General features: G+C 71.9%; 18 protein-coding genes. 7 read left to right on the forward strand and 11 right to left on the reverse strand.

Translation table 11 applies throughout. The features are described 5' to 3' along the window. Positions 1–5: 5 nt before the first annotated feature. The 7 genes from AC07FJ_RS02220 to AC07FJ_RS02250 all read right to left on the reverse strand — a co-directional run bounded on the left by AC07FJ_RS02220 (position 6) and on the right by AC07FJ_RS02250 (position 8,700). The gene (locus AC07FJ_RS02220; RefSeq protein ID WP_479044365.1) at positions 6–4,673 is read right to left on the reverse strand and encodes a DUF6531 domain-containing protein; all 4,668 of its coding nucleotides are present in this window, start codon (positions 4,671–4,673) and stop codon (positions 6–8) included. A gap of 164 nt (positions 4,674–4,837) precedes the next feature. Further along, positions 4,838–5,131 carry a hypothetical protein gene (locus AC07FJ_RS02225; protein ID WP_361414149.1) on the reverse strand — a complete coding sequence of 98 codons (294 nt, stop codon included), beginning with the start codon at positions 5,129–5,131 and terminating at the stop codon, positions 4,838–4,840. Between the two features lie 92 nt (positions 5,132–5,223). Further along, positions 5,224–6,102: a hypothetical protein gene (locus AC07FJ_RS02230; protein ID WP_479044367.1), complete on the reverse strand. Its 879-nt coding sequence runs from the start codon at positions 6,100–6,102 to the stop codon at positions 5,224–5,226. Positions 6,103–6,202: 100 nt separating this feature from the next. Continuing rightward, entirely contained in the window at positions 6,203–7,078 is an 876-nt protein-coding gene (locus AC07FJ_RS02235) for an N-acetylmuramoyl-L-alanine amidase (RefSeq protein ID WP_479044369.1), read from the reverse strand. A gap of 9 nt (positions 7,079–7,087) precedes the next feature. After that, positions 7,088–7,489, reverse strand: coding sequence for a hypothetical protein (locus AC07FJ_RS02240; RefSeq protein ID WP_479044372.1), 402 nt, complete (start codon positions 7,487–7,489; stop codon positions 7,088–7,090). Positions 7,490–7,497: 8 nt separating this feature from the next. Then, the gene (locus tag AC07FJ_RS02245; RefSeq protein ID WP_479044375.1) at positions 7,498–8,106 is read right to left on the reverse strand and encodes a hypothetical protein; all 609 of its coding nucleotides are present in this window, start codon (positions 8,104–8,106) and stop codon (positions 7,498–7,500) included. A gap of 12 nt (positions 8,107–8,118) precedes the next feature. Next, complete coding sequence (locus tag AC07FJ_RS02250) at positions 8,119–8,700, reverse strand: class I SAM-dependent methyltransferase (RefSeq protein WP_479045249.1); 582 nt, start codon at positions 8,698–8,700, stop codon at positions 8,119–8,121. 315 nt (positions 8,701–9,015) lie between these two features. On the opposite strand from AC07FJ_RS02250, the gene lanL reads away from it, so the two are divergent. Together lanL and AC07FJ_RS02260 are read left to right on the forward strand one after the other, a co-directional pair. Further along, complete coding sequence (gene lanL, locus AC07FJ_RS02255) at positions 9,016–11,718, forward strand: class IV lanthionine synthetase LanL (protein ID WP_479044377.1); 2,703 nt, start codon at positions 9,016–9,018, stop codon at positions 11,716–11,718. Between the two features lie 14 nt (positions 11,719–11,732). Next, positions 11,733–11,885, forward strand: a complete 153-nt coding sequence (locus tag AC07FJ_RS02260) for a VenA family class IV lanthipeptide (RefSeq protein ID WP_479044379.1) — start codon at positions 11,733–11,735, stop codon at positions 11,883–11,885. A gap of 64 nt (positions 11,886–11,949) precedes the next feature. Here AC07FJ_RS02260 and AC07FJ_RS02265 read toward each other — a convergent pair whose 3' ends face one another. Continuing rightward, positions 11,950–12,390, reverse strand: coding sequence for an ATP-binding protein (locus AC07FJ_RS02265; protein WP_479044381.1), 441 nt, complete (start codon positions 12,388–12,390; stop codon positions 11,950–11,952). An 84-nt stretch (positions 12,391–12,474) separates the two neighbouring features. Here AC07FJ_RS02265 and AC07FJ_RS02270 point away from each other — a divergent pair, with 84 nt between their 5' ends. From AC07FJ_RS02270 to AC07FJ_RS02280, 3 genes are all read left to right on the forward strand, one after another. Then, on the forward strand, positions 12,475–13,323 hold the full coding sequence (locus tag AC07FJ_RS02270; protein WP_479044383.1) for a helix-turn-helix domain-containing protein: 849 nt from the start codon (positions 12,475–12,477) through the stop codon (positions 13,321–13,323). Next, positions 13,283–13,558, forward strand: coding sequence for a DUF397 domain-containing protein (locus AC07FJ_RS02275; protein WP_479044385.1), 276 nt, complete (start codon positions 13,283–13,285; stop codon positions 13,556–13,558). The genes AC07FJ_RS02270 and AC07FJ_RS02275 overlap by 41 nt, the downstream gene beginning before the upstream one ends. 66 nt (positions 13,559–13,624) lie before the next feature. Then, positions 13,625–15,076: an MFS transporter gene (locus tag AC07FJ_RS02280; protein WP_479044387.1), complete on the forward strand. Its 1,452-nt coding sequence runs from the start codon at positions 13,625–13,627 to the stop codon at positions 15,074–15,076. A gap of 59 nt (positions 15,077–15,135) precedes the next feature. Here AC07FJ_RS02280 and AC07FJ_RS02285 read toward each other — a convergent pair whose 3' ends face one another. Then, positions 15,136–15,435, reverse strand: coding sequence for a type II toxin-antitoxin system Phd/YefM family antitoxin (locus AC07FJ_RS02285; RefSeq protein WP_479044389.1), 300 nt, complete (start codon positions 15,433–15,435; stop codon positions 15,136–15,138). A gap of 70 nt (positions 15,436–15,505) precedes the next feature. Between AC07FJ_RS02285 and AC07FJ_RS02290 the strand changes: the two genes are divergently transcribed. Both AC07FJ_RS02290 and AC07FJ_RS02295 read left to right on the forward strand, forming a co-directional pair. Continuing rightward, positions 15,506–16,147, forward strand: coding sequence for an ATP-dependent Clp protease proteolytic subunit (locus AC07FJ_RS02290; RefSeq protein WP_479044390.1), 642 nt, complete (start codon positions 15,506–15,508; stop codon positions 16,145–16,147). Beyond that, the gene (locus AC07FJ_RS02295) at positions 16,147–16,455 is read left to right on the forward strand and encodes a hypothetical protein (protein ID WP_468295943.1); all 309 of its coding nucleotides are present in this window, start codon (positions 16,147–16,149) and stop codon (positions 16,453–16,455) included. Before AC07FJ_RS02290 ends, AC07FJ_RS02295 begins: the two co-directional genes overlap by 1 nt. Positions 16,456–16,511: 56 nt before the next feature. On the opposite strand, the gene AC07FJ_RS02300 is transcribed toward AC07FJ_RS02295, so the two are convergent. Next, positions 16,512–16,658 carry a hypothetical protein gene (locus AC07FJ_RS02300; protein ID WP_361415223.1) on the reverse strand — a complete coding sequence of 49 codons (147 nt, stop codon included), beginning with the start codon at positions 16,656–16,658 and terminating at the stop codon, positions 16,512–16,514. Positions 16,659–16,718: 60 nt separating this feature from the next. Then, positions 16,719–18,008 (reverse strand): hypothetical protein, encoded by a 1,290-nt coding sequence (locus AC07FJ_RS02305; protein ID WP_479044393.1) that lies wholly within the window; start codon positions 18,006–18,008, stop codon positions 16,719–16,721. Between the last annotated feature and the right edge of the window lie 90 nt (positions 18,009–18,098).

Consider the following 18,098-nt stretch of genomic DNA (forward strand, 5'->3'; position numbering starts at 1 on the left):
TCGGATCATTTCAACAGTGCGGCCGTGTCGATCGACCAGCCACGCTTTGCGAGCATGTCCTGCAGAGGCTTGTTGTCCTTGAGGCTGGCCACCATATCTTCGATGTGCTGGTCGTACTTGCCCGGGAACTTGTGCTTGATGTCCTCGATGTCCATCCTCATGGCCTCGGTGATGCGGCCCTGGTTGACCAGTTCTCGCTGCCACATCTGCCACGCCTGTGCCTGGAGATCGTAACCGGTGCTGCGCAGCCTGCCGTGGTCGCTCTCCTCCATGCGAATGGCCGGACCGTATCGGACCTTCTGCTTCTTGTGCGGTTTGCCCGCTCGGTAGAAGCCCGGGTCGGTGATGTCCTTCCACGACGCCTTCGCCGGGATGTGGTTGACCTCCATGTCGATGGACGAGCGGCGGTTCTTGTTCTTGTCCAGGAGGTTGGCCGGCAGGAGCCCGCCGTACCATCCGCCGCTCTCCGTGCAGCCCTTGGCGATCAGCCCCTCGGGGTCCATGCGCGTATGCGGGTTGATGACGTACGCGACCGGATTGGGCGCCGGGCCGAGGCCGAGCGGGTCGGGGGAGACGTAGCGTGCCGTCTCGGGGTCGTAGTGACGGAAATAGTTGTAGTGGAATCCGGTTTCCGGATCGTCGTATTGGCCCGGGAAGCGCAGAGGGGTGTACGCGTCGGCGTCCCGGTTCCAGGACGTCGCCCCCCACAGCGTGGACTGCCGGTGCCAGGCGACGTCGCCGCGCTCGTCGACCAACTCGGTCGGGGAGCCGATGAGATCGGTGACGATGGCGAAGAAACGGCTGTCGACCTCGGATTGCGCCGCCCCTGGATCCAGCCGTCGTTCGAGCTGGCCCAGCGGTCGGTAGCCTTCGTAGTCCCAGGTGAGGGTGGACCCCGTCGAGGGGTCCGTCTGCTCGGCGAGACTGCTCCCGTCCCAGCTGAAGTGGAGGGAGCCGACCACGGTGCGGCCGTCGTCCGCCATCCGGTACTTGCCGGTGCGGCGGCCGAGCGGGTCGTAGGTGTACCGCCACGTCGTGCCGTCGGGAGTGGTGCAGGAGGTCAGCCGGTCCTCCGCGTCCCACTCGTAGCGCCAGGTGTCGGGCTTCCGCGACAGCCGTGTCTTCTGCCGCAGGACGACCCGTCCCGCGGCGTCGTACTCGTACCGCACTCCGCCCGCCGTGAGCAACCGGGTGCCCGCGTACGTGCGTTCGCCGCGGCTCTCGGCGCGGTGAGCCCTGGCCGGCCACTGCGCCAGGGTCTGGTTCCCGGCGGCGTCGTACGCGTAGGACTCCGACCAATCGTCGGCGGTGACGCCGAGGGGACGGCCCATCGGGTCAAGGGTGACGTGCGTGCTGCGGCCCGTCAGCTCATCGGTCATGGAGGTGAGGAAGCCGTCCGTCCGATAGGCGTACGTGCGCGAGCGAAGCGTGCGGGTCGGGGTCGTGACCGACTGGGACGTCAGGCGGCCCATGGCGTCCCACCCGGAGGTGAGGGTGACGGGCGCATCGGCCGGTCCGAAGGTGCGCTGGAGCTCGTGCCCCAGGGCGTCGTGGGTGAAGTTCAGGGTGTGACCGGAGAAGGAGACACGGGTGCGGTTTCCGCCGGCGTCGTAGGCGAAGTCCGTGATCGCGCCGGTGGGCGTCGTACGTGAGATCAACTGGCCGGCGGGGTCGTAGCCGTACCGCATGGTGCGGCCGTCGACGGTTTCGGCGACGAGCCGACCCATGGCGTCGCGTTCGAACGTGACGCTCGACGTCGGCGAGACCGCCTGCGTCAGCCGGTCACCGGCATCGTACGTGTACCGGGTGACGACACCGTCCACCTCCTTGGAGACCGGGTTGCCCACGGCATCGAAGGCCATGGATATGCGCTGCCCGAGTGGCGTGACCCGAGTGGTGAGCCGCCCGGCCGCGTCGTACTCGTACGTGGACGTGCGGCCGTCGAAGTCGGTCTCCGACATCAGGAGCCCGGACGGCCCGTACGTGTAGGTCCAGGTCAGCCCCTGCGGGGTGCGCACCCCGGTGAGCCGCAGCTCGGTGTCGTAGGTGAACTCGTACCGCACGCCGTCGGGGCCCGTGCGGGCGGCCAGCTGGTCGAAGCGCGTGTACTCGAAGCGGGTCACGGCACCGAGGGAGTCGGTGTACGAGACGCAGTTGCCCTCGTCGTCCCACGCCCAGGACTCCGTCGCACCGTCCGCCGTCTCACGGCGTGACAGCCACCCGTCCGCTGTCCACCGCAGGCGGGTGACCGCTCCGGTGGGGTCCACGGACTCGACCGGCCGGCCGAACGCGTCGCGGACGACCGCGTAGGAGTTGCCCAGGCTGTCGGTGACCGACAGGGTCACGCCCGCTTCGTTGTTGGAGCGCCGTTCCACGGCCCCGGTGGGGTAGGTCGCTGTGGCGAGGGCGCCCGCCGCGTCGTACGTGAAATGGGCGGAGGTGCCGTCCGGGGCGGTGATGCCGGTCCGGTTGCCGCGCTCGTCGAAGCTCTGCCGCCACGTCGAACCGTCCGGGCCGACCAGCACCTCCGGCAGGTGCAGTGCGTTGTACACGGCCGACGACTCCCGCCCGTCCGGGTACCTGATCGTCGTCAGATTGCCGTGGTCGTCCCAGGTGAACCGGGCGGTGTTGCCCAGCTGATCGGTGCGCGAGATCAGGTTGTCCCAGCGGTCCCACTCGAAGAAGACGGTGTGGCCGAGAGGGTCGGTCTCGGCGATGACCTGGCCCAGCTCGTTCAGCCGGGTGGTGGTGACCGCGCCGGTCGAGTCGGTGAACCGGGTGACGCGGTTGGCCAGGTCGTAGGAGAAGCGGGAGGAGAGCGCGCCGTCCGGTCCGATGGTCTGCACCACGCGCCCGGCAGTGTCGTACACGTACTGGTAGGTGTAGCCGTTTCGGTCGGTCCAGGACGTGATCCGGCCTTCGTCGTCGTAGGTGAACCGCAGTGGCGCACCGGCCGCGTTGGTGACCGCCTCCAGGTTCCGGTCGCCGTCGTATCCGAAGGAGGTGACCTCGACGGGACCGTCGGGCGTGTGCAGGGCCAGTGCGGTGACCCGGCCGAGCTCGGCGTCGTGGGTCACGCGCACGCGGTATCCGCCCTCGTGGAGGACCATGGTGGGCAGGCCGTCCCCGGTGCGGCTGATCTGTAGGGCGTTGCCGTTGCGGTCCTCGATCTCGCGCAGCCAGTACAGGCCGCCCGCGTAGGGATTGCCGCTGAAGCGCCGGATCTGGCCGGAGAGCCCGTCCTTCACGGCGTACGTGACATCGCCCAGGGAGGTTCGCTCGACGAACGTGAGCGCCAGCCGGTCCCCTTCGACGGGCAGGATCTCCTCCTCCGCGTCGCGGGGCAGGCGCGGGTAGACCAGCAGGGAACCGTCCTCGCGCGCCCAGACGGCCCCGTCGGCGGTCAGCTCCAGGCGTTCGTCGAGCGTGGACGCCCAACTGATGCCGAAGCAGTGGCCGTAGCGGTAGCTGGATATGTGGGTGCGGCTCAGCACCAGAGGGAGCACGCCGGGCAGGGCGAGGTCGGTCTGGGGGAGGACCATCTCGCCGCTGGCCACGTCGACCGGGTCGGTCTTGCAGCGGCGGCGCAGGAGGGCGACGGCCTTCGCGCGTACGTCGTCCAGCACGTCCCGGAGCGACTTGGGCCGCTTGCCGTCCGCGGTTCGCCCCGCCGGCCCCGACTTGCCCCGCTGCCCGTCCAGCCCGCCGTCGTCCTTGCCGGTCGGTGACTTGACGCGCTTGGCGGCGTCGTGGACGCCCTGGTCGGTGTCCCGGTGGGTCTTGGAGCCGCCCCTGATGGCGTCGGGGAGCTTCTTGCCGATGTGGTCGCCGAGGTCGTCCAGGGCTTTGCCGAGCTTCTCGGTCACGCCCTCGATGGTGGTGTCCAGGACGGCGGTGAGGGAGTCCTTGCCCTTGGCGCGGCCGTGGTGGGACTTGGCCTTGCCGAGCTTGCCGCGCGTCTTGCCCTGCATGGCGATCTGTACGTCGGTGAGGTTGCCGCCGGCCTTGCCGTGGGCGTCGTGGTCGATCACCGGGCCGCCGCCGGGTCCGCCGCCCGCGCCGCCGGCGGAGTTGATCTGCAGGCCGTCCTTGCCGGCCTGGACGGTCTGGCCGGTGTTGTAGCCGTCCTGGACGCCGGTGACGTTCAGCGCGGTCTGGATCGCCAGGTCCGCCACGACGTTCTCGATCGCGGCGACCGCGGGCTGGGTGAGCACCGCGACGATCTCGGCGACAGCCGCCTCGGCCATCTCCTTGAGGATCTTCTTGAAGGCGATGCGGGTGGCGGCGATCTTCGCACCGGCGAGCAGGGTGGACAGGCCGGCGGTGACCGGGGCGAAGGCGAGGGTGATGCCCACCGTGGCGCACAGGTCGGCCAGTTCGCCGACCGCGGCGATCTTGCGGGCGACGATGATGTCGGCCACCCGGTCCAGGGCGTCCGCGACGAGCCGGGCGGCCTTCGCCAGGTCCGCGTGCTTGCCCTGCACCTTGGACCAGTGCTTGTCGAGCGCGGTCAGCGACTCGCTCTGCCCGGTGGACAGCAGCCGCTGGATGTGCTGGTGGGCCGCGTGGCCGTCGTCGTCGGCGTCCTCGGCGAACTCCCGCAGCGCCGTGGCCATGTCGCGGTAGGCGTCCTCGTCGACGTTCGGCCAGCCGACGCCAACGATGTCGAGCATCGTGTCGACGCCTTCGGGAATGGTGTAACCCACAGCGCAAAGCCCCCGTTTCACGCACTGTCATGCCGCGGCAGATCGTTTCAGCATGCCATGTGACGTGCAAGGGACTCCAAGCGGTTCCCTAAAGTGAAGAGTTCGGCGGAGCCGGGACCCCGCCGGGCCCCCTAGTACCGGCGCAGCCGGTCCGCCAGCAGGTGCCCGGCGAAGACGTACACGATCGCCGCGAGGCCGTACCCCGCGACGACGCGCAGCCAGGCCGCGTCGAAGGTGAACAGGTCGTGGGACCAGCCGGCGAGCCAGCGGGCCGCGCCCTGGACGAACTGCACCAGGTCGTTGGCCCGGTTGGCCTCCAGCAGGTACATCAGGATCCACAGGGCGATGATGGCGGCCAGGACATCCGCGAGGACCGCTATGGCGGTCGCCGCCTGCGCGCTTCCGTTCCGATGACGGGGAGACATGCGGTACGGGTTGCCGCTCGGCCCCGCGCCCAAACGTGAACGGCCCCCGCCCGCAAGGGCGAGGGCCGTTCTTCATGTACGGAGCGGGCTGCTCAGCCGCGCTGGATGCCGGTCGTGTCCTGGAGCACGCCGCGCCGGCCGTCCTGCGTCTGGGCCACCAGGCCCTGGCCGCGCTGCTCCACCGCCAGGTACCAGGTGCCGGGCGCCAGTTCGGCGATCGGCGTCGGCGAGCCGTCCTCCGCGTACAGCGGGCGCGCGACCGGGACCGCGAACCAGAACGGGGAGAAGTCCGAGGGGGCCGCGGTCGCGGCCGCCGGAGCGGGCGCCGGAGTGTGCTGCTCGGCCTGCGGCTGCTGCGGCTGCTGGCCCTGCGCCGGCTGGGGCTGGCCCGGCTGCTGGGGGGCGGGGTAGCCGTAGCCGCCCTGCGGCTGGCCCGGCTGGCCACCGTACGGCGGCTGCTGCGCGCCCGGGTAGCCGTAACCGGCCTGCGGCTGGCCCGGCTGACCGCCGTACGGCTGCGGCTGCTGGGGGCGCGGGGCGCCCAGGAGCGGGGCCTTGAGGGCGGGGACGAGCGGCGCGGCGACGGCGGCGGCGGCCAGCACGATGGTGGACAGCAGGCCGAGGATCATGCCCGCACCGGCGTCGGCCGTCATGTCGATGATGGTCCAGAAGGCCGTCCACAGCGAGAAGACGGCGAAGGCGACACCGAACTGGCCCAGGTCGATGCCCGCGACCTTGCGGCCCGGCATGGCACGACCGACGACGATGAGCGCGGCGGCGATGACGCCGGAGAGGAACATGCTCATCAGGAGGCCCAGGCTGTCCCAGGCGTTCGGGCTGTCGAACTTGGAGCAGTCGATCCCCTGGGGGCAGTCGACGCCGGGGGTCAGGCCGAGGAACGAGGCGATGAACAGCACCACCGCTGCTCCGATCACCACGCCATCGCCTCGAGTGAGGGAGCGGATGTTCACGTGTAGAAGTCCTTCGTCGGTTGTGTCGTCGGGATGCGGGGGTGGCGCGAAGCACACGGGGGCGGCCCCATCGTACGGATGAATCTATCGTCCGCCCGGCCTAGTCCCGTAGGTAGGTGCTGATCCCGTCCGCGATCCCCCGGGCCGCTTTCTGCCGCCACGCGGCATCCGTCAGCAATGCGGCGTCCTTCGGGTCACGCATGTTGCCGCATTCGACGAACACTTTGGGCACGGTCGACAGGTTCAGTCCACCGAGATCTTTGCGTACGTCCAAACCGTCGCCGCCGCCCACGTAGTTGGCGGGCGCGCTGCCCGTGGCCGCCGCGAAGCGCGCGGCGACGTGCTCGCCGAGGGCGCGGGAGGGGCCGACGATGCGTGCTGTGTCCGCCGTACCGCCCTTGACCAGGGCGGGAAGGATGACGTGGAAGCCGCGGTTGCCGACGGCGGAGCCGTCCGCGTGGACGGAGACGACGGCGTCGGCCTTCGCGTCGTTGCCGACGCGGGCGCGTTCGTCGATGCAGGGGCCGAAGGGGCGGTCGGCGTCGTGGGTGAGGCGCACCGTGGCGCCCTGCTGTTGGAGGAGAGTGCGGAGACGGTGTGAAACATCCAGGGTGAAGGCCGCTTCGGTGTAGCCGGAGGCGGTGGCGGTGCCGGTGGTGTCGCATTCCTTGCGGTTCGTGCCGATGTCCACCTGCGCGGCGATCTCCTTGGGATGGGAGAAGTTCCCGGGGTTGTGCCCGGGGTCGATCACGACGACCTTGCCCGCGAGGGGAGCGGCCGCCGTCGGCGCGGAGGCGGAGGCCGTCGGCGAGGGCGTCGCTCCCGCCCGAGGCGCCTTCGCGTCGGCTCCGTCCGCCCCGCAGCCGGCCGTCGCGGCGATCAGGGCCACGGCTGCAGCGAGGACCGCGGTACGGCGGCGGCCGGCGGCGCGGCGGGCGGCGCGGCGGGCGGGGGAGGGGCTGTGGTCGTCGTGCACGCACCGATGCTAGGGGGTGTCGACGGTGGCGTACGGCAGGCGTCGTCGGAGGAACGGCGCGGTGCCGAGGACGAGGGCGGCGAAGAGGGTGAGGCGCTGCAGCCCCGGCTGTGCGGCGAAGTCGCTGTGCAGGATGCCGTAGCACGCGTACCAGTTGGCGGCGGTGTCGGTCGCCATGATGGCGCAGGCGAGGTCCACGCCCCGGCGCTTGCCGCCGATCAGGAGCGCGGCCGCGAGCGGGTCGAAGAGGGCGAGCGAGGACCAGTAGAGGTTGAGCCAGCCCGGTGCCCAGTCGTACGGGCGCACGCCGTGCCGGAGGAGGTCGACGCCGTGGGAGACGGCGCCGACGAACAGCAGGACGCCGGCGATGGTCAGGGTGAGCGCCACTGCCCAGCGCGGAGCACGGCGCATCCAACCGGTCACGTCCTGGAGGACCGCGGTGTGGCGGGCAGGGGAGGGGACGGCGCGGCGGGCGGTGCGGCCGGCGGCGCGGCGGGCAGGGGAGGGGCTGAGCCCGCCGTGGCCTGGATGCTGTACACGTCGCCCACCCGCAGCGCGTCCGGCGTGCTGTACTCCCCGTACGTGCCGATGACCGACACCTCCACCCCCGAGCCCGGCTGCCGGAACCGCCGGTAATAGGGCGTGTTCGCCGGGACCTCCGGCACCTCCACCAGCGGGACGCCGCGCCTCTCCAGCAGGCGCCGCAGCTTCGCGAACCGCAGCCTCGGCGCGAAGCGCCCGTACCGCGCCCGCACGGCCCCGTTCACCAGCCGGCTCCCGCCGTGCGCCAGGCGGTGCACCTGGAGGGTGAGGTGGTGGCCCGACCACGGTTCCCCGGCGGACGCCCGGTCCCAGAAGAACTCGACCAGGCCGTGGTCCCGCCCCAGGCTCAGATCGCCGAAGCGGTTCTCCGCGAAGTCCGTCCCGAGGACCTCCGCGACCCGCTCGGGGGAGTCCGAGGGCCGCACGCCCAGCACGGTGCCGGTGGTGACGACGTCCACGTAGAAGGCGAGCGAGTACGGGGTCACGGCGTCACCGGGTCACGCGGCCGTGCGCCGCAGCACGCGCAGCGAGTCCGTCACCGAGACCTCCGCGAACGCGCCGGACTCCAGCGCCCGCAGGTAGATCCGGTACGGGGCCTGCCCGCCGTCCGCCGGGTCCGGGAACACGTCGTGGATGACCAGCAACCCGCCGGGCGCCACGCGCGGCGCCCAGCCCTCGTAGTCGGCGGTCGCGTGCTCGTCGGTGTGGCCCCCGTCGATGAAGACCAGCCCCACCTCGCCCGCCCACACCTTCGCCACCTGCGGCGACCGCCCCACGACGGCGACCACGTACTCCTCCAGACCCGCCTTGTGCAGCGTCCGGCGGAACGTCGGCAGCGTGTCCATCAGCCCGACCTCGGGGTCCACCACCGTCGGGTCGTGGTACTCCCACCCCGGCTGCTGCTCCTCGCTGCCCCGGTGGTGGTCGACCGTGACGACCACCGTGCCCGCCGCCCGCGCCGCGTCCGCCAGCAGGATCGTCGAGCGCCCGCAGTACGTGCCGACCTCCAGCAGCGGCAGCCCCAGCTCCGCCGCCTCGGCCGCCGCCGCGTACAGCGCCAGCCCTTCCCGTACGGGCATGAAGCCCTTGGCCGCCTCGAACGCGGCGAGCGTCTCCGGCTTGGGCGTAGCGGCCACGGCTTCCTCCTGGGCTGGTGCGGACTGGTGTGGACGGGTGTGCTGGGCGGGCGATGTGCCTACTGAGCGGTCACATCGTAGGCGCGGCCCCCCGCCGCCCGGTCGGGCGCCTCCCTCCGCGCCGGAGCGTGCCCCCGGGCGGGGGAGCAGCGGTGCGCGCTTACCGGATGGGGTGATCCCGGCCGGGGTGGCGTTGGTATGCCTATGTCATCGGGCACGCCCCCTACCAGCGGTTCTCACCTCTGGGAGGGGCCACGTATGACGAGTCACACCATGGAAACCGCCACGAAGGCCGCGACGGGCGCCCCACCCGAAACCGAGCTGGAGGCCCTCCTCCACCGCGCGCTGCACGCCACGGGCACCGCCGAGCGCTGGACCGCCGCCACGGACGAGACATGGTGCCACGTGGCCCCCGGGTCCGGGACGCCCCGCGCACAGGGCTGGAAGCTGCACCTGTCGGCCACGGTCGCCTCCGCCCCGGCGGTCCTCGAAAAGGCCCTGGACGTCCTGCTGCGCGCGGAGTCGGCGTTCAAGTTCGCCCGGTCGCTCGACCAGGTGGGCGCGCTCAACTCCCGCGCCACACCCCGGGGAAGCGCGGGCAAGTTCGTCACCGTCTACCCGCGCTCCGACGCCGACGCCGTCCGGCTCGCCGAAGAGCTCCACCGGGCCACCGCGGGGCTGCCCGGCCCCCGCATCCCGTCCGACCAGCCGTACGCCCCACACAGCCTGGTGCACTACCGCTATGGCGCCTTCACCGGCAGGCGGCGGCTGTCGGACGACGGCCTGCTGGTGTGGATCATCGAGGACCCCGACGGCAGCCCCGTGGAGGACAAGCGGACGGGCCGGTACACCCCGCCCCCCTGGGCTGTCTGCCCGTTCCCCGCCACGGTGCCCGCCCCGCCGCCCGGGGAGGGCACGGCGCCGGGCGGCCCCGTGCTGCTCGGCGGCCGCTTCGCCGTACGCGAGGCGATCCGGCACACCAACAAGGGCGGTGTCTACCGGGGCACGGACGTCCGCACCGGCGCCGCCGTGGTGATCAAGGAGGCCCGCCCCCACGTCGAGGGCGACGCCTCCGGCCGCGACGTCCGCGACTGGCTGCGCGCCGAGGCCCGCGCCCTGGAGCGGCTCAAGGGCCTGGGCCTGGCACCGGAACCCCTGGCGCTCTTCGAACACGGCGGCCACCTCTTCCTGGCCGAGGAGCGGATCCCGGGCGTCAGCCTGCGCGCCTGGGCCGCCGACCACTTCCGCGACGTCGGAGCCGAGCGCTACCACGCCGACGCCCGCGCCCTGGTCGCCCGGCTGGTCGACGTCGTCGCGGCGGCCCACGCCCACGGCTGCGTCCTGCGGGACCTCTCACCCGGCAACGTCATGGTCCGCCCGGACGGCGAACTGCGCCTGATCGACCTCGAACTGGCCGCACTGGAGGACGAGTCGCCCCCGCCGACCCGCCTGGGAACCCCGGGCTTCAGCGCCCCCGAGCGCCTGACCGACGCACCGGTCTCCCCGACGGCCGACCTCTACGGCCTCGGTGCCACCGCCCTCTTCGCCCTGGCCGGGAAGGTGCCGCAGCTGCTGGACGACGAGCCCGCCACCAGGCCCGCCGAACAGCGCCTCGCCGCCTGGCTGGACGCCTGCGCCGGACCGCTGCGGCTGCCGGAGACGCTGACCGAGGCGATCCTCGGACTGATGCGGGACGACCCCGCCGCACGCTGGGACCTGCCCCGGGCCCGCGCGGCCCTCGGGACGCCGATCCCGGCGTACGCGGCGGGCGACGGCGCCCGTCCGGAGCCGGGGGACGACGACGCCGAGGACGCGGTGGCCGGGATCGTCGACCACCTCATCGCCTCCATGACCCCGGCGGACGACCGACGGCTCTGGCCGGTGTCCACCAGGGCGGGGGAGAGCGACCCCTGCACCGTGCAGCAGGGCGCCGCAGGCGTCCTCGCCGTCCTCACGCGGTACTTCGAGCTCACCGGCGACCCGCGCCTGCCCGAGGTGCTCGCCACGGCGGGCCACTGGATCGCCGTCCGCGCCGACACCGGCTCCCCCCGCCCCGGCCTGCACTTCGGCGGGCGCGGAACCGCCTGGGCCCTGTACGACGCCGGACGCGCCCTCGACGACCGCCGGCTCACCGACCACGCGGTGGCCCTGGCCCTGGCGCCGCAGCGGTCCACGCCCAGCCACGACATCACCCACGGCGCGGCGGGCAGCGGCCTCGCCGCCCTCCACCTCTGGCACCGCACCGGCGATCCGCGCTTCGCCGAACTGGCCGTCGACGCCGCCGACCGCCTGACCGCCGCCGTACGCCGCGACAAGCCCGGCGTGAGCTGGGCGGTCCCCGCCGAGGCCGCCTCCCGGGCGGCCGGCAAGCGCTACCTCGGCTTCGCCCATGGCACGGCCGGCATCGGCTGCTTCGTTCTCGCCGCCTCGGCCGTCTCCCGCGACCCGGAACACCTGGAGCTCGCCGTGGAGACCGGCGAGGACCTGCTGGCCCACGCCGTACGCGTCGGCGCGGCGACCTGCTGGCCCGCCCAGTACGGGGACCCGCCCACGGCCCCGTACTGGTGCCACGGCGCCTCGGGCATCGGCACCTTCCTCGTCCGGCTGTGGCAGGCCACCCGCGACGACCGGTACGGCGAGCCCGCCCGCCGCGCGGCGCACGCGGTGGCGGAACACGCCTCCCGCGCCCCGCTCACCCAGTGCCACGGACTGGCGGGCAACGGCGACTTCCTCCTCGACATGGCGGCGGCCACGGGCGACCCCACCTACCGCGCCATGGCCGAGGAGTCGGCCCGCCTCATCCTCGCCGAACGGGCCCACCGAAACGGCCATGTGGTCTTCCCCAACGAGTACGGGGACGTCTCCACCAGCTGGAGCGACGGGTCCGCCGGAATCCTGGCCTTCCTCCTCCGCCTGAGTCACCCCTCGCCCCGGCACTGGACGGTCCAGCCGCCGGCCTGAGAAAGGAGAAACCCATGGAGAACCAGGACCTCGAACTGCTGGCCCGGCTCCACGCCCTTCCCGAGACGGAGCCCGTCGAGGTCGACGGGACGCCGTTCGACCTGACGTGCGGATGTGCCGGAATTCTGACGTTGCTGAACACCATCTGCATGGGCGTCACCTGCTAGTCGGTCCCACGGCGGTACGCTCCGTCCGGCAGCCGCCTTCGACAGCCGCCGGACGGAGTGACCGTCAGACCGAAGCCGCGGCCCCGCTCGGCGACTTGGCGTCGCACTCGAACCACACCGTCTTCCCGGCGGCCAGCGGCACCGTGCCCCACCGTTCCGTCACCGCTTCGACCAGCACCAGCCCGCGCCCGCCCTCGTCGAGCGCGTCCCCCGCCTCGACCGGCAGCGGCGGTCGGTCCAGGCCGTCCGTGACCTCGACCCGCAGCCCCTCCGGCCGCCGCAGGATCAGCACCGTGCAGCGGCGCCCCGGCACATGCCGTACGACGTTGGCGACGAGCTCCGTCAGCGCCAGCTCGGCCGCGTCGGTCAACTCGGCCAGCCCCCACCGCATGAGGAAGGTGCGCAGGATGCGCCGCATGTGACGCGCGGAGTGCTCACCCACGGTGAAGCCCATGCGGTAGCCGGTCTCAAGGTCCCCCTCCCGGGGGTGACTTGCGTGATTCATGCCACCAGGGTGCGGTCGCCTGATTACGCTCGGCTACAGAACGAAATGAACGCCGCTCGGCGTGAACTTGGGGGTGGCCGCTACATGGTCAACATCCGCGTCCTCGATCCCAGCGCCTCACCGCTGGACTTCTACGGCTCCGAACTCCGCCGCCTGAGGGAGGAGGCCGGTCTCAAGCAGGGAGAGCTCGGCCGCATGGTCTTCTGTACGGGCTCGCTGATCGGCCAGATCGAGACGACGAAGAAGGTCCCGACCCGCGACTTGTCCGAACGCCTCGACGCCGCACTGAAGACGGGCGGGACCTTCACCCGCCTGATCGGGCTGGTGCTGCGAAGCCAACTGCCGCACTGGTTTCAGCCGTACGCGGAGATGGAGGCGCGGGCGACGTACATCTCGACGTACCAGGCGCAGGCGGTCTATGGCCTGCTCCAGACGGAGGCGTACGCACGAGCTCTTCTCGCTGTCGACTGCCCGGAGGGGGTCGACGAAATGGTGGCGGCGCGAATGGAGCGGCAGCGCATACTGACGAAGGAGCACCCGCCCGTCGTGTGGGTGGTACTGGACGAGGCCCTGTTGCACAGGCAGGTCGGCGATCGCGAGGTCATGCGAGGTCAACTCGCGCACTTGTTGAGCTTCGCGGACCATCAGTGGGTCAATGTCCAGGTCCTGCCCTTCTCGGCCGGTCAGCACACTGGAATGATGGGCTCGTTCAACCTTCTTCGCTTTGAAGACGACCCGGACATCTTCTACGCCGAGCGCTACGACTCGGGCCATATGACGGCCAATCCGCAAGTGATCAGGGAGCGTTCGGTCGGATACGCTCGCTTGCAAGCCACAGCCCTCTCCCCGGAGGAGTCGGCGACGCTGATCGCTCGCGTAATGGAGGAACGTTATGGGCATCAACCAGGACCTGACGGGCGCAGAGTGGCGTAAGTCGTCCTACAGCGGCACGAACGGTGGCGACTGCGTCGAGTGCGCCCCTCTCGGCGCCGCCGCTTGGCGCAAGTCCTCCTACAGCGCCGACACCGGCGGCGACTGCGTCGAGATCGCCGCCCAGCCGTGCCGCGTCGCCGTTCGCGACTCCAAGAACCCCGAGGGCCCCGCCTTCGCCGTCGGTACGGCGGCGTTCGCGGCGTTCGTCGCGGCGGCGGCCGAAGGGGACTTCTGACGTAGGGCGGGTCGTACGTCGAAGGCCCGATGTACGACCCGTACCGCAGCTGTGACCATGACACGCATGGTCCAGCCGCGTCCCGACACTCAGACCCCCGACTCCGCCACCACAGCCACCAGCGCCACCACCCGGACACCTGCCCGCACTTGGCTCGTCCTCCTGGCCGCCTGCGCCGGACAGTTCCTCGTCGTGCTGGACGTCTCCGTCGTGAACGTGGCGCTGCCGTCCATGCGCGCGGACCTGGGCCTTTCGGCGCTGGGGCTGCAGTGGGTGCTCAACGCGTACACCATCGCCTTCGCTGGGTTCATGCTGCTCGGCGGGCGGGCGGCGGACCTGTTCGGGCACAAGCGGGTGTTCCTGATCGGGCTCGGGCTGTTCACGGCCGCGTCCGTGGCGGGCGGGCTCGCGGTGGAGGGGTGGCAGCTGCTCGCCGCGCGCGCCGTGCAGGGCCTCGGGGCGGCGGTGCTGGCGCCCGCGACGCTGACCATCGTGACCGGGGCCGTACCGGCCGGGCCCGCGCGGACGCGGGCGATAGGCACCTGGTCGGCGGTGGGCGCGGCGGGTGGCGCCGCCGGGGGACTGGTCGGCGGCGTACTGACGGACCTGCTGTCCTGGCGCTGGGTGCTGCTCATCAACGTGCCCGTCGGCATCCTGGTCCTGGTCGGCGCCGCGCTGTGGGTCCGCGAGAGCCAGGGCGGCGGCGCGCGGCGGCTGGACCTGCCGGGCGCGGTGCTCGTCACCGGCGGTCTGGCGGCGGTCGCGTACGGCATCGTGCAGACGGAGCAGGCCGGCTGGGGCGCCGCCGAGTCGCTGGTGCCGCTGCTGGGCGGACTGGTGCTGCTGGGGGCGTTCGTGGCGGTGGAGGCGCGTACGGCGGCGCCGCTGATGCCGCTGAAGCTCTTCCGCTCGCGGGCGGTGTCGGCGGCCAACGTGGCGATGATCGTGAACGGTTCGGCGTCGTTCGCCATGTGGTTCTTCATGACGATGTACGCGCAGAACGTGCTCGGCTACACCCCGCTGGAGGCCGGCCTCGCGCTCGTACCGAGCTCCCTCAGCGTCTTCGCCGGCGCCAAGCTGGCGCCGCGCCTCATGGCGGTGACCGGCGCGCGGAACCTCGCGGTGCTCGGCACGCTGATCGCGGCCACCGGTTTCGGCTGGCAGTCGCTGATGGACGCCCACAGCGCGTACCTGACGATGATCATGGGCCCGGGCATCCTGATGATGCTCGGCATCGGGCTGGTCATCACCCCGCTCGCCTCGCTGGCCACCTGGGGCGCGGCCCCCGGCGACGCCGGGCTGGTCTCGGGCCTGGTCAACACGTCCCGCACGATGGGCGGGGCCCTGGGCCTCGCGGCCCTGTCGACGCTCGCCGCGGCCCGCACCTCCGGCGGTACCAGCCCGGAGGCGTTGACCGCCGGTTACGCGCTCGCCTTCCGCGCGGGCGCCGGGATCCTGCTGGCGGGCGCGGTGCTGATGGTGCTGTGGCTGCCGCGCCGGACGACGACGGACCAGTGAGGGCTTGAGGGCCTGAGGGTCTGAGAGCCTGAGGATCCGGTCCGGGAGCCGCCGGACCCCTACATCTCCGTATGCGCGGTGAGGCCCCACTGGCTCTGTTCGCCGACGGAGGACGAGGACGGGGCCTCGGAGAGGGACGACACGGTCCCGATGATCCGCTCCGGCTCCTCCGGCGCGCCCTCCGGTGTGCCCTCTTGAGTGTCCCCGCCTTTCAGTCGCTCCAGGTCGGCGGCCGTCACGAGAGCCACGAGCGGCTTGCCGTGGCGGGTGAGGACCACGTGCTCGCCGCCGTAGACCACGCGGTTGATCAGATCCGCGAGCTCCGCCCGGGCCTGCGTCACCGGAATCTCATAAGCCATTCCCCCATTCTATGTTCTGTACGTCCTGTACATTTTGACTCGTACGCTGGACCAGTGAGGGGACGACGACATGGTGAATCCGGGCACGCTCCACAAGTCCGCCGAGGCGCGCTACGTGCTGCCGCACTTCACGGAGCGCACGTCCCAGGGCGTGCGCGAGTACGACCCGTACGCGAAGCTCTTCGAGGAGCGCATCATCTTCCTGGGCGTGCAGATCGACGACGCCTCGGCCAACGACCTCATGGCCCAGTTGATCTGCCTGGAGGGCATGGACCCGGACCGGGACATCGCCCTCTACATCAACTGTCCCGGTGGCTCCTTCACCGCGCTGACGGCGATCTACGACACGATGCAGTTCGTGAAGCCGGACATCCAGACGGTGTGCATGGGCCAGGCGGCCTCCGCCGCGGCCGTCCTCCTCGCCGCCGGTACGCCGGGCAAGCGGATGGCCCTGCCGAACGCCCGCGTGCTGATCCACCAGCCGTCCGGCGGCACCGATCGTGAGCAGCTCTCCGACCTGGAGATCGCGGCCAACGAGATCCTGCGCATGCGTACGCAGCTGGAGGAGATGCTGGCGAAGCACTCCACCCAGCCGATCGAGAAGATCCGCGACGACATCGAGCGCGACAAGATCCTCACCGCCGAGGACGCCCTCGCGTACGGCCTCGTCGACCAGATCATCTCGACGCGCGACAGCCAGCTGGCACTGTGATGGTCCCGGATGAACCGGCGCCGGGGATTCCGGCCCTCACCGAGGCGGAGAGCCGGGTCGTCGACGCGTACCTCGCCGCCCTGAAGCGCCTCGGCGGCGCCAATCCGTCGCGTACGACGGAGACGTACACGGCGCTGAGGGCCGCGCAGGCGCTCGTGGCGGAGGCGCGGGCGCTGCGGGACGGCCTGTCCGCGATGTACGAGCGGCAGGAGAAGGAGATCCACGTACGCACCATGGCGCGGGCCGTACGCGCGCTGGACGGCGACCGCCTGCTCCAGCGACTGAGGCCGCCGAACGGCACATGCTAAGGAGGGCCGCTCCAGGGGATCTCCCCGGAGCGGCCCTCCTCGCGTGCGACGAGCCGTCAGGCCGCGGTGCCCTGGTTCGGGACCTTGCGGTGGCGGCCGTGCGGCTGGGAGGACAGGTCCTCCGTCGTAGCCGCGCCCCCTCGGTGCTTTCCGGAGCCGCCGGCGTTCCCCTGCGGTCGCGTCGCGTGGGTCGTGTCGGTCATGGCCTCAGACATGTAGGAAGTTCACCCCGTAGTGATCGCTGACATATGCGGCCCGTGAGTCTAGCCGCGGGCCGTCGGGCCGGTCAGAGGTGTCCGCCGCAGCAGCGTCGCCCCCTGCAACGGTGCCCCCTGCAACGGTGCTCCGTGCAGTGGTGCCCCCTGCAACGGTGCTCCGTGCAGTGGCGCCCCCTGCGGCGCCGCCCCTCGCAGCGGCGTTTCCTGCGGTGGTGCTCCCTGCGGTGGTGCTCCCTGCAGCGGTGCCTGTTGCAGCGGAACCGGTTTGCACACACCAGGAGTCACCTCGCGCCCCGGCGGTTCCCCCTCCGCGGACTCCGGTTGTGGCGGTTGTGTGAGCGCCTTCGGGTCCGGTGCGATCCGCGCGAGCCCGCACCGTACGGACCCGGCGACGTACGGCAGGTGCAGCACGCCGTCCCGCGTCCACAGGCCCGTGCCCGTCAGCCAGCCCGCCGGTGCCGGGAGCTGGAGCAGCCGCCGCCCGGACGGCCGCCACACGCCCACCCAGCTGCCGGTCGCCGCGTCGATGCGCAGCGCCACCGCGCAGGATTCCGGCGTCAGCATCTGCCCCGGCTGGACGGCGAACGGCGTCACGGCGGCGTCGGCCAGGCGCAGGCAATCGGGGAAGCGGACCGGCAGTGTGCTGCCGAGGACGCCCCAGCCCAGCCGGGCGTGCCCCGGTGACGGGGCGTCGGAGCGGATCAGCAGCAGGCCGCTGTCCGCGTCCGCCAGCAGCAGCCGGTCCTCGCTCGCCTCCGTGATCTGGAGCAGCGGGGTCACCTCCCCGCCCCGCTCCAGGTCGACCGCGACCGCCTTGACCGGACCGCCGTCGAGCTGCCGGTCCAGCGCCAGGAGCCGCCCCGTACGGTCCAGCCAGACCCCGCCCGTACAGTGCCCCTTTACCTCCGCGACGTGCTCCGGGCCGAACGCGCCGCCCGCCACCAGCCAGACGCTGGAGGAGTACTCGCCCACCGTCAGGGCGTACGCGCGCGTACCGCCCGGAGGTGGCGGGAGCAGCCGCAGGGACGGCGACTCGACCGCGCCCAGCGGCAGTTGGCCGGTGCCCGGCCCGGTCGGGTACAGCAGGGAAAAGGTGTGCCGTTCGCCCGTGCGGCGACCGATCAGCACCCTTCCGTCCGCGAGCGGCAGCAACTGCGCGTGCGGGTCCTCCGGCTGGGAGAGCGGCAGCGGCACCGCGTACGGCTCCGGGCCGTCCAGGGTCCACCGCTCCGGGTACAGCGCCTCGCCGTCACCCGCCAGCCGCGCCGCGTAGGTACCGTTCGCCGCGATCGTGAATCCCGTACGCCCGGCGGTATCGATGGCACAGACAGTCATCGATTCGTCACCTCCGGCGACTGAAAGTAGTTTTCGTACGCCGGACCGAACCGCGCGTGTCGCGCTGCTTCACCTATAAGGGTGGCGATG

Source organism: Streptomyces sp. NPDC045998, assembly GCF_056430285.1.

Excerpts from the sequence above, each read along its gene's own strand:
- AC07FJ_RS02220 (WP_479044365.1), bottom strand. The coding sequence starts at position 4,673 with ATGCTCGACATCGTTGGCGTCGGCTGGCCGAACGTCGACGAGGACGCC.
- AC07FJ_RS02225 (WP_361414149.1), bottom strand. The coding sequence starts at position 5,131 with ATGTCTCCCCGTCATCGGAACGGAAGCGCGCAGGCGGCGACCGCCATA.
- AC07FJ_RS02240 (WP_479044372.1), bottom strand. The coding sequence starts at position 7,489 with ATGCGCCGTGCTCCGCGCTGGGCAGTGGCGCTCACCCTGACCATCGCC.
- AC07FJ_RS02250 (WP_479045249.1), bottom strand. The coding sequence starts at position 8,700 with ATGCCCGTACGGGAAGGGCTGGCGCTGTACGCGGCGGCGGCCGAGGCG.
- lanL (WP_479044377.1), top strand. The coding sequence starts at position 9,016 with ATGACGAGTCACACCATGGAAACCGCCACGAAGGCCGCGACGGGCGCC.
- AC07FJ_RS02260 (WP_479044379.1), top strand. The coding sequence starts at position 11,733 with ATGGAGAACCAGGACCTCGAACTGCTGGCCCGGCTCCACGCCCTTCCC.
- AC07FJ_RS02265 (WP_479044381.1), bottom strand. The coding sequence starts at position 12,390 with ATGAATCACGCAAGTCACCCCCGGGAGGGGGACCTTGAGACCGGCTAC.
- AC07FJ_RS02270 (WP_479044383.1), top strand. The coding sequence starts at position 12,475 with ATGGTCAACATCCGCGTCCTCGATCCCAGCGCCTCACCGCTGGACTTC.
- AC07FJ_RS02275 (WP_479044385.1), top strand. The coding sequence starts at position 13,283 with ATGGGCATCAACCAGGACCTGACGGGCGCAGAGTGGCGTAAGTCGTCC.
- AC07FJ_RS02280 (WP_479044387.1), top strand. The coding sequence starts at position 13,625 with ATGGTCCAGCCGCGTCCCGACACTCAGACCCCCGACTCCGCCACCACA.
- AC07FJ_RS02285 (WP_479044389.1), bottom strand. The coding sequence starts at position 15,435 with ATGGCTTATGAGATTCCGGTGACGCAGGCCCGGGCGGAGCTCGCGGAT.
- AC07FJ_RS02290 (WP_479044390.1), top strand. The coding sequence starts at position 15,506 with ATGGTGAATCCGGGCACGCTCCACAAGTCCGCCGAGGCGCGCTACGTG.
- AC07FJ_RS02295 (WP_468295943.1), top strand. The coding sequence starts at position 16,147 with ATGGTCCCGGATGAACCGGCGCCGGGGATTCCGGCCCTCACCGAGGCG.
- AC07FJ_RS02300 (WP_361415223.1), bottom strand. The coding sequence starts at position 16,658 with ATGACCGACACGACCCACGCGACGCGACCGCAGGGGAACGCCGGCGGC.
- AC07FJ_RS02305 (WP_479044393.1), bottom strand. The coding sequence starts at position 18,008 with ATGACTGTCTGTGCCATCGATACCGCCGGGCGTACGGGATTCACGATC.